The following is a 13,110-nucleotide window of genomic DNA, read 5'->3' on the forward strand; positions in this document are numbered from 1 at the left end:
GTCGCGCCGCCGGGCGATGTCCACGGCCGCCACGTGGAGCCCCTGCCCCGCGCGCGACCAGTTGAGGATGGCCAGGCCCTTCAGGCGCGCTTCGATGCGGAAGCGCCCCGGGCCGTAGCACTGGTCGATGAAGGCGTCGTACTTGTGCTCCAGGGTCCAGAGCTCGTCCGGGGGCAGGGCGCGGAAGGCCTCGCGGTCCGCCGGGGGGATCACCGGGGCCAGGGAGGGGTTGTGGAGCACGGTGCCGGGGTTCACGCGCGGCATCTTGGCCACCCCGTACATCATGAGATCCCCGTTGTGCTGCCCCACAAGGACGCGGTCGTTGGAGACGAAATCGAGCCCGTGGTTCATCAGGTGCAGGGCCAGGGTGGACTTGCCCATGCCCGAGAACCCGGCCAGGGCCAGGCCCTGACCCCCGTGGGCCACGCCGGCCGCATGGCCCAGCAGACAGCCCTGGTGGAGCTTGTGCTCGATGAAGCGGTTGTTGACGAAGTTCACCACCTGGTTTGGGTTCTCCCGGCAGGGGCCCAGGGCCAGGTTGCGCCCCTCGCCGAAGACGAACACCATGCCCGTGAGGCGCTTGCGCACCACGCGCCCGTCGGGGAGGTCGGCGTACTCCTCCTTGACCTTGGTCTTGCCCGGGTCCGGCTCGCGCACGGCGTAGCGCAGGCCCAGGTCCTGGGGCGGGGTTTCCAGGGCCAGCATCTGGCAGGGCGCGGGCGGAGCCGCGTCGTCGACTGCCAGGAAGTCGCGGAAGTAGGCGCGCAGCCAGTCGGCCAGTTCGAGGTCGTTGGTGCGCAGGTCGGCGCGCCAGCCGCCCAGGGCCAGGCGCACGGCGTGGGGCGCGGCCCATTCGGAGGCGTAGCGGTCCATGAGCCGGGCGACGGAGGCCGCCGGGGAGGATGCGGTGGTTGCGCTCACGGCAGCACCTCCAGCACATATTTGGCGTAGGCCTGGGCCGCGTCGATGCCGCAGGCGTCCAGGAGCCCGAGGAATCCGCCGAAGGCCGAGACCTCGAAGACGATGGGGCCTTGGGCCGTCTCGGCAACGTCCACGCAGGTGAAGGCCATGTCGAAGAGCGACTGGGCCTTCTCGGCCAGGGCCACGATCTCGGGAGAGGGCTCGTGGGCCACGTAGCGCCCTCCTGCGGCCGTGGTGGTGTTCCAGCTCGACCCGCCGGACTTGCGGGCGTAGGTGGCCAGGTATTTGCCGCCCAGGTAGGTGACGCCCAGGTCCTTCTCCAGGGGCGGGAGCATCTTCTGCAGGTACATCACCGCGTTGCCCGCGTCCTTGAAGGCCTGCACGCGCCGCAGGGCGTCCGGACCCGCCTCGATGACCTCCATGCCCCGGGCCTTGGTGGAGTACAAAGGCTTGAACACGGCGCGACCGAAGCGCTCCACGGCGTCGCGGGCCTCCTCCACGTCCTCGGTGACCACCGTGGGCGGCATGGGCAGCCCGGCGGCGCGCAGCGTGACCGTGCAGCTCAGGCGGTCCACCAGGCGCAGGATGGACGAGGGCCGCGAGAACACGGGCAGGCCCCGCAGCTCCAGGAATCGCAGCATCTCCAGGCGGTCGAGCACGTCGGGGGAATACTGGGGGGCGATCTTCTTGACGATCAGGGCGTCCAGTTCCAGGAGGTCCTGCCCCTCGTGGCGCACGGTCCCGGCGTCCAGGTCCAGCACGGCCTTGTCCAGGTCCACCAGGAGGCGGAATCCCGTGAGCTTTTTGCACGCGTCGGCCAGGATCTCCGAGGACCAGCCGTCCGTGAGCCCTACAACTCCGATCTTCTTCATCACGGCTCCTTGGCCTCAGTAGATGAGCACGGCGTCCGGCAGGACGTACGCGCTCCAGGGTTTGCCGGAATCCCCGAAGTCCGCGGCGGACTCCAGGAGGTAGACCCCGCGCAGGAACATCTCCCGCGCGAAGCCCTGGTTGAACTCGAAACGGCTGGACGTGATGAAGGAGCGGGCCAGGCCCAGGGCGAGGCGGGCCTCGAAGGAGGCGTCTCCGGCCTCGACGGCGAACTCGCGCGAGAAGGCCAGGAACTGGCGGATCACGCGGTCGAGCCGGGCGCGCAGCAGGGTGTCCAGCACGGGAAGGCGGAAGTTGGAGAGGAGAAACACCGACACGTCCTGGACGTAATCGGTGTCGCGGGAGCGGTGCAGGTCGATGTAGTGGATGCGCTCCTCGTCGTGGGAGTAGACGATGTTGTTGCTGTTGAAGTCGCCGTGGATGAGCACGCTGAAGGGGGCCTCGAGGGAGGCCTCGGCCTCCTCGGCGCGGCGGAGCACCTCGTCGAAGCCGGGGATGCGCCTGCCCGCCAGGCGCATCTCGCCCCGGCGGAAGCCCGGGTGCATGCGGAACACGTCGTCCAGGCGGGAGGAGAGCTGGCGCACGTAGCCCGCCTTGACGGGCTCGGGGCGGCGGGTGTCCTGCCAGAGCTGGCGGGTGGTCTGCTCCAGGACGAAGGTGGCGTTGGCGGCGATCTCGGGCGCGCCGGAGAGCACCACCTCCTGGTAGGTGCAGCCGCCCAGGTATTCCATGAGCATGCTGGCCGAGTCGCCGTCCACATGGAAGGCCTGCACCTTGGGGGGCAGCCCGGGCATCACGGCCTCCCAGCGGCGGATGTTCTCGGCCTCCGCGCGCAGCTTCACGGCGTTGCCTTCCTTGAAGAGCACGCCGCTGGAGCGCGGCCCCTTGCGTCCGGCGTCCACCCGGCCGATGCGGCAGCCCGAGCGCGTGCCCCAGATGGATTGGAACTCGCCGTCGGTGATGGGCACGTCCCGGCCCAGCCCCGTGAGGCTCTCCTTGAGGGCCTCGAACTGGTGGATCTTGAACTTCTCGCCCACGGCGGCGAAGATCACGGCCTCGCCGATGTTCAGGATGGTGTCGCCCATGCGCTCCAGATAGCGGAAGATGTTGTGGGCGGTGATGCAGTTCTCGGGGGATTCGCCCGTGCGCAGGTCGCGCAGGACCATGTCGAAGTTTTCCTTGAACAGGGCGTCCAGGGTCACTTCGGCGCGGCAGATCTTGAAGGCCAGGGTGATGTCCTGGTTGAAGAGGGCCTTCACCACCAGGCGCAGGGCCTTGATGATCTCGGCGAAGAAGGCCTTGTAGTCGTAGCGTTTGATGAAGGCCGGGTCGCGCAGGTACTGCGACTGCATGACGATGTTCACCGCATGGTCGGCCAGGCGCTCCAGGTTGGAGGTGATGATGTTCACGGCGCGGGCCATGTCGATGGCGCGCTTGTCGCCGCCGAACCCGGTGTGGATGCGCGAGAAGCACTTGTTCTCGATGACGCTCTTGAGGTTGTCGATGTAGTCGTCGCGGCTTTCGATCTTGGTGACGAGGCCGGGATCCGGGTTTTCGAGCACCTTCAGGGTGTTTTCCACCTGCTTGGTCACTTCCAGGACCATGAAGCGGAAGTTCTCCTCCACGCCTTCCAGAAAGCGCATGGCTATTCCCCGCCTCCGGGCCGGACCACCAGGAGGTCTTCCTCGTGTTCCTTCTCGGCCGTTTTCTCGCGCCAGGCGAACTTGAGGGCCAGCTTCATGCGCCCTTCCCTGGCCTTGGCCTCCACGGCGAAGCCCAGGAGCCCCGTCGGGGACATGACGAAGCGGGCGTCCTTGCGCTCGAAGAGGATGCTGCCGCGCTCGATGCCGTCGGCCAGGGCGCGCAGGTAGGCGGCCAGGCTCTCGGCGTCCTGCACGGACTGGTAGGAGAACTTGCCCTCGCGCGAGGGCTGTTCGGGATCGTAGGGTGTGTCCATCGTCGCTCCGTGGGCCTCAGCCGAGGCGGGCCCGGTATTCGTCCATGACGGTCTTGCGGCTCACCCCCGCCACGATGAGCCCCTTGGCGATGCCCAGGTCGTCCCAGGCGGGCTGGAGGCCCACCTCGCGGGCGGCCTTGTCCCTGTCCTGCTCCTCGGGCTTCTTGAGCTTCTCGCTCATGTGGCAGTCGTCGCCCATGAAGATGAGCAGGGGCCTGTCCTTGTGGTAGCCCCGGCGGTTCTGGTCGAGCACCACGCTGATGAGGAACTCCGTGTACTGCTGCGACTGAGGGTTCCACACCTCGATGCCGTCCACGTCGTAGTTGCGCAGGAGGATGGGCCAGAACTGCTCCGGGTGCGGGATCACCACGCCAGCGCCCAGGGCGCGCGCCTCCTCGATCACCTCCGAGGCCCGGTAGAAGTAGGCCATGGAGAAGTTCTCCTTCACCACCTCCTTCACGGCCTTGGCGTACACCTGCACCTTGTTTATCAGGCGGTCGTCGTAGAATTCGCGCAGGCAGTCCAGGTAGTTGCGCACGAGTTTGTTTTTCACGGCGTCTTCGGGAGTGCGCATCTCGTGGGCCGAGAGCATCTCGCGCAGCCGGGCGGCGTGGATGGCCGTGAACTCCACCACCTCCTCGTCGGAGCCCGCGGCGCGCGCGGCCTTCTGGCGACGCTCCTCCCAGGCCGGGGCGCACAGGGCGTCCAGGTACTCGAAGAGCTGCGAGGAGCGGTACTTGAAGGTGTGGCGCAGCATGTTCCTGAGCACGCCCGCCTGCTCCACCCGCTCGGCCTTGAGGTGCACGAGCAGCTGCACCTTGCGGTTGAAGCCGTGGGAGTAGCAGTCCACCTCCACGCCCGCGTAGCCGTCCCAGGTCATGATCTGGTTGTGCTGGGTGGGGATGATCAGCTGGTCGCGGGCGTTGGGGTACATGGCCTCCAGGCGCTCGCGGATGAGATCCAGCGGGACCTGCTCTGGATGCCAGTGCACGGCCAGCACGAACTCCTGGCGGGGGTGCGCGGCGGGCGGCGTGCGCACCGCCCGGGCCTGCTCGGGGCTGACGCCCGCGCAGGTGAGGGCCAGGTAGGTTTCCATGTCCCAGTCGGTGACTTCACGGGGAAGGCTGGCCAGGTCGAATTCCTGGCAGGCCTTGCCCCCGGCCTTGACGAGCCCGAAGGTCTTGACGGTCACGGAGACCTCCTAGGCGTGGCGGGAGTGGCACTCCCGCTTGAGCCGGGCCAGTTCGCCGTAGGCCAGGCCCAGGGCCTCCAGATCGCCCTGTTCCAGGGCCTGCTCGAAGGCCTGCACGGCGTCCAGGTAGTGGGCGTAGTATTCGTCGCCCTTGCCGGAATAGGCGCACATGAGCCGCGAATCGGCCAGGAAGCTCCGGGCCTCCTGGAGCGGGGGCAGCTGCCCGGCGGCCAGGGCCTGGCCGATGGCCTTGAAGGTGTATTTCATGTGCTTCTTGAGCGAGGAGTACTTGGGCAGGGGTTCCTCGCCCTCCTCATCCGGGGCGTCCTCCCCGGGCGCGGCCGCCGGACGGGGAAACTTCACGGAGAGCTTGGCCGCGAAGCCCTCGGGCCAGCCGGCCTTGAGCGAAATCTTCAGGGCCTTGAAGCCCTCCAGGGGCTGGGGGCCGGTGTCCGTGGCCAGTTCGCCCGCGTCCAGGGCGTCGGCCAGGCCGCGCAGCCATGCCGAGAGACCCGCGCGGTCCAGCGCCGCCTCCGCCTTGTACTTGCCTGATGTCGCCATGTGGTTTCCTCCCGTGATTCCGGTGAAGGACTAGCCTCTACCATCAACCGGGATCGAGGCAAGGAGCTTCTAGCAGCCTTCCCGTGACGAATCGGTGACCGCCCGCCGGACCCGGCAGAACTTTCCCAAGGCATCAATCTTGCAAAACCGTCGCGATGACACCTTCCACCAGGAGAGCCTCCATGCGCAAGTCCGCAAGGCGACCTTCGACGGTCTGGCTGCTGGGCCTGGCGGGACAGCCCGCCAAGCGCATCCGTCAGGCCGTGGGGACCCTGGCCGAGGTCCGCCGCATCGACCCGCGCGACCTGCCCGGCCAGCCCGAGTACGACCGCGCCGCCCCCCTGGCCGTGTTCCTGGACCTGGCCTCCTGGCGCGCCCTGCGCGACGACGCCCCCGCCTGGCTGGCGGGCGCGCGCCGCGTCCTGGTGCTCTCCGAGGGCGAGGAGGCCCAGCACGGCGAGGTGCTCTCCCAGGGCTTCCTGGCCTGCCTCTCCCCGCCCCTGGGCAAGGCGCGCATCGTGGCCGCCCTGGAGGCCGCCCGAGAGAACGAGAGCGCCCTGGAGGACATCTCCCGCCTGCTGGGCGAGGCCCAGCGCGAGCGCGACATGCTGGTGCAGGAGAACGGCCGCCTGGCCTTCTTCCAGCAGCTCATGGCCCGGGCCATGTCCTCCCTGGAGCTGCCCGCCGTTCTCGCCGGGCTGCGGGAGGACCTGGGCCTGGCCTTTCCCGTCTCCGAGGTGCTGGCCGTGTTCTGGGGCGCCTCGCCCGAGTGCGAACTCTTCGTGGCCGAGGGCCTTTCGACCCAGGCCCGCTCCGCGCGCACGGACTACCTCCTGGACCTGGCCGCAAGGCTGCGCGGGCAGCCCTCCGGCCAGTTCCGCACCCACGCCGTGCCCGGCGGCGACCAGGCCGCCCCCGTGGCGCCCGGCCGCGCCCTGCTGGTGCCCCTGCGCCACGGCAAGGAGGCCTTCGGCTGCCTCTCCGTGCTCATCCACCGCGACCTCTCCCGCCAGGAGCAGGAGACCGCGCGCCAGGCCCTGCAGCAGCTGGCCCCCAGCCTGAAGAACGGCCTGGACTACCTGCTCATCAAGCGCCGCGCCGACCGCGACGGCCTCACCGGCCTCTTCAACCGCCGGACCCTTGACGCCCGCCTGGAGCAGGAGCTCAAGCGCCACATGCGACACCGGGAGGGTTTCGCCCTGATCCTGGCCGACATCGACCACTTCAAGAAGGTCAACGACGTGCACGGCCACCTGGCGGGCGACGCCGCCCTGCGCCACGCCGCCCAGGCCATGGACGCGGGGCTGCGCTCCACCGACTTCCTGGCCCGCTACGGCGGCGAGGAGTTCGCGGCCATCCTGCCGCACACCGGGGCCTCCCAGGCCTGGATGCTGGCCGAACGCCTGCGCCGCCGCGTGGGGGCGCACCCCCTGCGCTACGCCGGGCGCACCATCGCCCTCACCGTGTCCATCGGCCTGTCCGCCTTCGTGCCGGGCCAGGCCGCCACGCCCGCCTCCCTGCTGGCCCAGGCCGACCAGGCCCTCTACGCCTCCAAGCATGCAGGGCGAAACCGCGTTTCCATCGCCCCCAACCGCGAAGATCTGCGCGAGGCCTACCGCGAAGGAGCGCTCCAGGCCGGCTAGACCGCTCCGGCCTTCCGCCGCGTTTTCCTTCACGCCGCCCTCCGCGCGCCGCACGATCCTGCGTTCCACCGGCGGTTTCCTGACGCCGCCGCGCGCCCCTTGCCACCACTCCCCGCCGGGCGTAGACCCGACGCCTTCATCCCACGCAAGGACGCTCCATGGACTCCGCGCTCCCCGCCTGTCTTGCCGCCGCCGTGCTGGCTGGCTTCATCCAGGGTTTTTCCGGCTTCGGCTCCGTGCTGGTGGCCCTGCCCGTGCTCCTGGCCGTGCTCGATCTGCGCGAGGCCGTGCCCCTGGTGAGCCTTCTGGCGCTCTCCATCAACGTGGTCATGGCCACGAGGCTGCGCGGGCACATCCAGTTCCGCTCCATGCGCCTGCTCTTCGCCAGCTCCCTGCCGGGCATGGCCGTGGGCGGCTGGATCCTCGAAGGCGCGCCCGACAGCCTCATCAAGGGCCTCCTGGGCGGGGCCATCCTCTTCCTGGTGTTCCACTCCGTCACCAGCAACCGCCCCCGCGCCGCGCTGGGCACGGGCTGGACCCTCACGGCGGGCTTCCTGAGCGGCTGCATCGGCCTGACCACCGGGGCCAACGGCCCGCCGGTGATCGCCTGGGCCGCGCGCCAGCCCTGGGCGCGCGACGAGCTGCGCGCCACCCTGACGTTCTATTTCCTGGTGACGGGCGCGGCCATCGTGGGGGTGCAGGCCGTGACGGGGCTGGCCACGCAGCGCGTGCTCACGCTTTTCGGGGCGTGCCTGCCGGCCATGCTGGCGGGGCTGTGGGCGGGCGGCGCGTGTTCGGGGCGCGTGGGGGAGGCGGGGTTCCGCAAGGCGGTGCTGGCGCTTCTGGCGCTCATCGGGCTCAATCTCTGCTGGCAGGCGATTGCGGCGGGGCTGGCCGGGCGCTGAGGGCGGGCGGCGAAGCGGGGACGCGGATGGACGCGGCCCGCCCTGCCGGACGGGCCGCAGCGCCCGTTGGCCCCCCTACAGCTTGCTCTTGAGCACCATGTCCGTGATGGGTCCGCGCGAGCGGTCGCCCTTGAGCACGATGTGCCCGTAGTTGTCGAAGCCCTTGAACTTGCGCACGATCCAGTTGAGGCCGTTGTTGGCCTCGTTGAGGTAGGGGTTGTCCACCTGGGAGGTGTCGCCCAGGCAGACGCACTTCACGCCCTCGCCCATGCGCGTGAGCAGCGCGCGCACCTCGGCCCGCGAGAGGTTCTGGGCCTCGTCGATCACCACCACGGCGTTCTCGATGTTCATGCCGCGCACGTAGGCCAGGGGCAGCACCTCGAACTTCTTGGGGTTGAAGCGCGGGGTTTCGTCGTTGGGGTTGGTGAAGAGCTTGTTGGCCGGGCGCTGCTTGTGCAGCTTGATGAGCAGGTCGTAGACGTACTTCATGTAGGGCTCCATCTTCTCGGCCACGTCGCCGGGCAAAAAGCCCAGCTTCGCGCCGATCTCGATGGTGGGCTTCACCACGAAGATCTTCTCGTGCTCCTTGCGCTCCAGGGTCAGGTAGAGGGCCGCCGCCAGGGCCAGGTAGGTCTTGCCGAAGCCCGCCTCGCTCTGGATGGACACCAGGTCCACGTGGGGCGACACGATCAGCTCCAGCGCAAGGTTCTGGTACACCGTGCGCGGCTTGAGATTCCACACGTCGTTGACGTAGCCCACCGTCTTCTCGCCGTCCGGGGCCAGGAGCACCGGCTTGCCCTCGCGCCAGAGGAACGAGTTGGGCGGCGCGCCCCCGGCCTCCTCCACGAACCCCGTGTAGAGCTGCGACTCGGACTCGAAGGGCCTGGAGTCGCGCAGCTCCTCGCTCTTGATGTTGCGCAGAGACGCCTGGAGCTGGAGCAGCCGGTCGTTGGTGACCAGGATCGGGTCCTGGATGCCCTGGGCCGTCTCGATCTCGCGCAGGATGTAGTTGTCGACGATGTGCGTGTAGGGCGAATCCACCGCGCCGTCGCGGATGAAGGTGATGTGCTCGCGGTTCTCGATGAGGCTGGTGATGACCTTGGAGACGATGTGGCGCAGCTTGGGCGTGTTCTTGAGCGTCTCCAGCTCCATGAGCACGTGGTAGGGGATGATGATGTTGTTTTCGCTGCCGTTGCGAAGCGTCAGGACCGAGTTGGGGTTCTCGATGAGGACGTTGGTGTCGATGACGTAGTTCTTTCTGCCGGGCGATTCCTGGGTCATTGGGCCTTCCTTCGGGACGCGCCGGGTGCGCCATGCGCCCCGACGTCTCACTATCCACGCGGTGTGACGAATCCATGACCTTGCGGCATCCGCTCCCTCGCGGCCCCGCCGCGTCTCGATTTACCCTTTCCTGCGTGCTCCTCCTTGCGCGCCGCGTACTGCCGGGCGCTACGGCATTTAACCCCATCGCCATGAAATTGTCACCTTTCGTCGTTCAACGGTTCCCGTCCGGCGGATACCTTCGGGTCCCTTTCGCCGCACCAAAGGAGCCCCACCATGCCATTGCGTCTCACCCTCCGAGCCAAGCTCATCGCCTTCTGCCTGGTCATCGGCATCCTGCCCCTGGCCTTCATGGGCGTCTACTCCGTGCGCCAGGCCTCCGAGAGCCTCTCCCGCCAGGCCTTCGGCCAGCTCGAATCCGTGCGCGATTCCCGGGCCCAGGCCCTGCGCCAGCTCACGGACAAATGGTTCGCCGAGGTGCGCATCTACGCCTCGGTCAAGGAGGTCTACAACTCCATCGCCATGCTGCGCGACATCTTCATGGGCAAGTCCAAGCCCGGGGTGCGCGCCGACGTGAACGACCCCGACTATGTGGAAATGGCCCAGTTCGTCTCGCCCGCCTTCGAGCCTTTTCACAAGGTGCTGGGATACGCCGACGTGCTGCTGATCGACGACTACGGCCGCGTGATCTTCTCCACCGGCAAAGGTCGCGAGCTTCTCGAGGACGTGAAGGACGGCCCCCTCAGGGACTCCAGCCTCGGGCGCGCCTGGAAGGCCGCCATGCAGGGCCGGACGGTCTTCGAGGACTTCGCCGCCTACCCGCCCCAGGACGGACGCCCCGCCGCCTTCCTGGCCGCGCCCGTGCGCAACCACGTGGGCGGCTTCGACGGCGTGGCGCTCCTGCGCATCGACCCCGCCGATCTGGCCCCCATCCTCAAGACCGGCGACGACGACGACGCCGAAACCCGCCTCGTGGGCGCGGACCGGCTCATGCGCGCGGATTCCCCCACCCACGCCCACACCCACTCCGTGCAGGCCTCCTTCGCCGACCCCGCCAGGGGACGCATGGACATCGAGCCCGTGCGCCGCGCCCTGGAAGGGCTCACCGGCAGCCTCGTCACCGAGGACATCTCCGGCAAGCCCGTGCTGGCCGCCTACGCGCCCATCAAGACCGGCGACGCCACCTGGGCCCTGGTCACCGTGGCCGACGAAGCCCGCGCCTTCGCCGCCGTGGAGCGCCTGCGCGGCGCGTCCCTGATCCTCGGCGCGATCACCGCCCTGGCCGTGCTGGCCTGCTCCCTGGCCTTCCTGCGCCGCGAAATCGGCCTGCCCTTCCGCCACCTCGGGGCCTTTCTCGAACGCGTCAGCGAGGGAGACCTCAAGGCGTCGCTCGAGGGCCGCTTCAAGGCCGAACTGGCCGCCCTGGCCCAGGGCCTCACCCGCATGGTGGAGGAGCTCAAGACCCGCCTCGGCTTCTCCCAGGGCATCCTCGACGCCATGACCGTGCCCTGCCTCGTCACCGACACCCAGGGTCTGGTGAGCTTCATCAACCAGCCCCTGCTGGACCTCCTCCAGCTCGACGGCGAACCCGCCCGGCATCTGGGCCGCCGCCAGGACGACCTCTTCGCCCAGAACCCCGAACTGGCCAACGCCCCCGCCGCCTGCCTGCGCCAGCGCCAGCCCGTGCGCGGAGTGGAAGCACCCGGGCGCGGCGCGAAAGGAAGGCCCTTCCACGTGCGCATGGACTGCGCGCCCCTCCACGACCTGGACGGCCAGCCCCTGGGCGCGTTCACCCTCTTCGCCGACCTCACCGAAATCAGGCGTCAGCAGGCCCTCATCCTGGAACAGAACCGCCAGACCCTCCAGGTGGCGCTCGAAGCCAACCAGATCGCCCTCCATGTGGCTCAGGGCGCCGAAGAGCTCTCCCAGCAGATGACCGGCGTCAAATCCGGCGCGGACCACCAGAGCGAGCGCATCCAGGAAACCACCCGCGCCATGGAGGAGATGAACGCCGCGCTCACCGAGGTGGCCCGCGTGGCGGCCCTGGCCGCCTCCAGTTCCGATTCCGCCAGCGACCAGGCTTCCGGCGGCGCCCGCGTGGTGGAAGAGAGCGTGGCCTCCATCGACCGCGTCCACCAGCTCTCGCTCCAGCACCAGCAGTCCATGGACGAGCTCGGCCGCCAGGTCAGCTCCATCGGGCGCATCATCGGCGTCATCGACGACATCGCGGACCAGACCAACCTCCTGGCCCTCAACGCCGCCATCGAGGCCGCGCGCGCGGGCGACGCCGGGCGCGGCTTCGCCGTGGTGGCCGACGAGGTGCGCAAGCTGGCCGAGAAAACCCAGCTCGCCACGCGCGAAGTCTCGCGCGGCATCACGGAGATCCAGGAGGGCACGCGCCACAACATCGAGGAGACCGCCAAGACCTTCGAGGCCATCGGACAGGCCCAGCGCCTGGTCCAACGCTCGGGAGACGCCCTCGCGCGCATCCTCCAGGACGCCCACGACGCCGCCGACCAGGTCCGCCGCATCGCCTCCAGCACGGAGCAGCAATCCGCAGCGCACCACGAAGTGAACCTCGCCGTCAGCGAGATCAGCGGCATCGCCCAGGAGACCTCGGCCGCCACCATCAACGCCGCCGAAGCCATCGGTTCCCTCGCCCAGCAGGCCGCACTGCTCAAGAGCCTCATCGACTCCATGCACTGCCAGGACGACGGCCGCGACGCGGCCTGCCTCGAACCCGCCGGACGCGACTGGCCGCAGCTCGCCATGACGAGGCCGCAGACCGCGCTGGCCGCGTAGCTGCGAAAGACGGGAGCGGCAAAGGGGGGGAGAGGCCTCCGGCGGGCGGGGGGCTGCGCCCTCCGCCCGCCCGGAGGGCGTCGCGGGCTTCACCGGCCGGGGCAAGGCGTCCTGCGCCGAAGCTCGGGACTGGTCAGCGCACGGCCGGCGGCCTGATGTAACGGTCGGTTTCTGCAGTTCAAACCACTCGCCGGTTTTTTCCCGGCAACGCAGCCAGCGGGGATGGTCCATCCGGCGGCCGACGGCCGGAGATTGCCGCCCCGGGCCACAGACCGCGCCGCCGCTCCGGGCAGGCAATGCCCGTCAGGCCGCGTCGCGGCTTCGCGCCCCCGGAACGCCGCAAGCGGCCCCTGGGCTTCTCTCGCGCATGGTCAGCGCCGCGAGCAGGTTGATCCCGGAGAGGACCGTGAGGACAAGCGCGGGGGCGAACGCGGTCTCGCGGCCACGCATCAGCCAAGTGGCCACCACGGGCGCCGCTCCGCCGAATACGCACAGCGAGAGATTGTAGCCGATGCCCATGGCGCTGTAGCGCATGCGCGGGGGGAACATCTCCACCAACGCCGCCGGGACAGGCCCGAGGTACAGCGCCATGAGCGCCGTGAACGCCGTCTGGGACACGAACAGGCCCGGCGCGCCCCCCTGCTGGGCCAGATGAAAAAGCGGCAGGGTAAGGACCGTCATCCCCGCGCAACTCCAGACCAGCAGCGGCCTGCGCCCGAGCCGGTCGGAGAGGCTGCCGGTGAACGGGATGAACACCATGAGCAGCAGCAGCGAAAAGGCGTTGAGCCCCGAGACCCCGGGGACATCCGGCCGAAGAACGCTGCCGAGGTACGTCGGCCACCAGACGAAGAGCGTGTAGAATCCCGCTCCGACCAGGATCACCAGGAAAAACAGGTGAAGGATGCGCTCCGGCACAAGCTGGACAGCCTCGGCCACGGGGTTTCGCCCCAGGCGCTT

At 69.2% G+C, this 13,110-nt stretch carries 11 protein-coding genes; 3 read left to right on the forward strand and 8 right to left on the reverse strand.

The features are described 5' to 3' along the window. The 6 genes from ACV4UX_RS13740 to ACV4UX_RS13765 form a co-directional block, all read right to left on the reverse strand. Positions 1–921 (reverse strand): HprK-related kinase B (locus ACV4UX_RS13740; protein WP_491593846.1); only part of this gene is annotated, 921 nt, incomplete at its 3' end. Further along, positions 918–1,793 (reverse strand): GAK system ATP-grasp enzyme, encoded by an 876-nt coding sequence (locus ACV4UX_RS13745; protein ID WP_491593847.1) that lies wholly within the window; start codon positions 1,791–1,793, stop codon positions 918–920. The genes ACV4UX_RS13745 and ACV4UX_RS13740, both read right to left, overlap by 4 nt. A gap of 15 nt (positions 1,794–1,808) precedes the next feature. After that, positions 1,809–3,455 (reverse strand): PhoU domain-containing protein, encoded by a 1,647-nt coding sequence (locus ACV4UX_RS13750; protein WP_491593848.1) that lies wholly within the window; start codon positions 3,453–3,455, stop codon positions 1,809–1,811. A gap of 2 nt (positions 3,456–3,457) precedes the next feature. Continuing rightward, on the reverse strand, positions 3,458–3,769 hold the full coding sequence (locus ACV4UX_RS13755) for an amphi-Trp domain-containing protein (protein ID WP_491593849.1): 312 nt from the start codon (positions 3,767–3,769) through the stop codon (positions 3,458–3,460). Between the two features lie 16 nt (positions 3,770–3,785). After that, entirely contained in the window at positions 3,786–4,961 is a 1,176-nt protein-coding gene (locus ACV4UX_RS13760; protein ID WP_491593850.1) for a hypothetical protein, read from the reverse strand. 9 nt (positions 4,962–4,970) lie between these two features. Next, on the reverse strand, positions 4,971–5,522 hold the full coding sequence (locus tag ACV4UX_RS13765) for a GAK system XXXCH domain-containing protein (protein ID WP_491593851.1): 552 nt from the start codon (positions 5,520–5,522) through the stop codon (positions 4,971–4,973). A gap of 182 nt (positions 5,523–5,704) precedes the next feature. Between ACV4UX_RS13765 and ACV4UX_RS13770 the strand changes: the two genes are divergently transcribed. Together ACV4UX_RS13770 and ACV4UX_RS13775 are read left to right on the forward strand one after the other, a co-directional pair. Then, entirely contained in the window at positions 5,705–7,165 is a 1,461-nt protein-coding gene (locus tag ACV4UX_RS13770; protein ID WP_491593852.1) for a GGDEF domain-containing protein, read from the forward strand. 158 nt (positions 7,166–7,323) lie between these two features. Beyond that, positions 7,324–8,070 (forward strand): sulfite exporter TauE/SafE family protein, encoded by a 747-nt coding sequence (locus ACV4UX_RS13775; RefSeq protein WP_491593853.1) that lies wholly within the window; start codon positions 7,324–7,326, stop codon positions 8,068–8,070. Between the two features lie 75 nt (positions 8,071–8,145). Here the strand turns inward: ACV4UX_RS13775 and ACV4UX_RS13780 are convergent, their stop codons facing one another. Next, entirely contained in the window at positions 8,146–9,351 is a 1,206-nt protein-coding gene (locus tag ACV4UX_RS13780) for a PhoH family protein (RefSeq protein ID WP_491593854.1), read from the reverse strand. A gap of 276 nt (positions 9,352–9,627) precedes the next feature. Between ACV4UX_RS13780 and ACV4UX_RS13785 the strand changes: the two genes are divergently transcribed. Next, positions 9,628–12,153: a methyl-accepting chemotaxis protein gene (locus ACV4UX_RS13785; RefSeq protein WP_491593855.1), complete on the forward strand. Its 2,526-nt coding sequence runs from the start codon at positions 9,628–9,630 to the stop codon at positions 12,151–12,153. Positions 12,154–12,456: 303 nt separating this feature from the next. On the opposite strand, the gene ACV4UX_RS13790 is transcribed toward ACV4UX_RS13785, so the two are convergent. Further along, a partial coding sequence (locus ACV4UX_RS13790; RefSeq protein ID WP_491593856.1) for an MFS transporter occupies positions 12,457–13,110 on the reverse strand: 654 nt, incomplete at its 5' end.

The organism is Fundidesulfovibrio sp. (genome assembly GCF_058402725.1).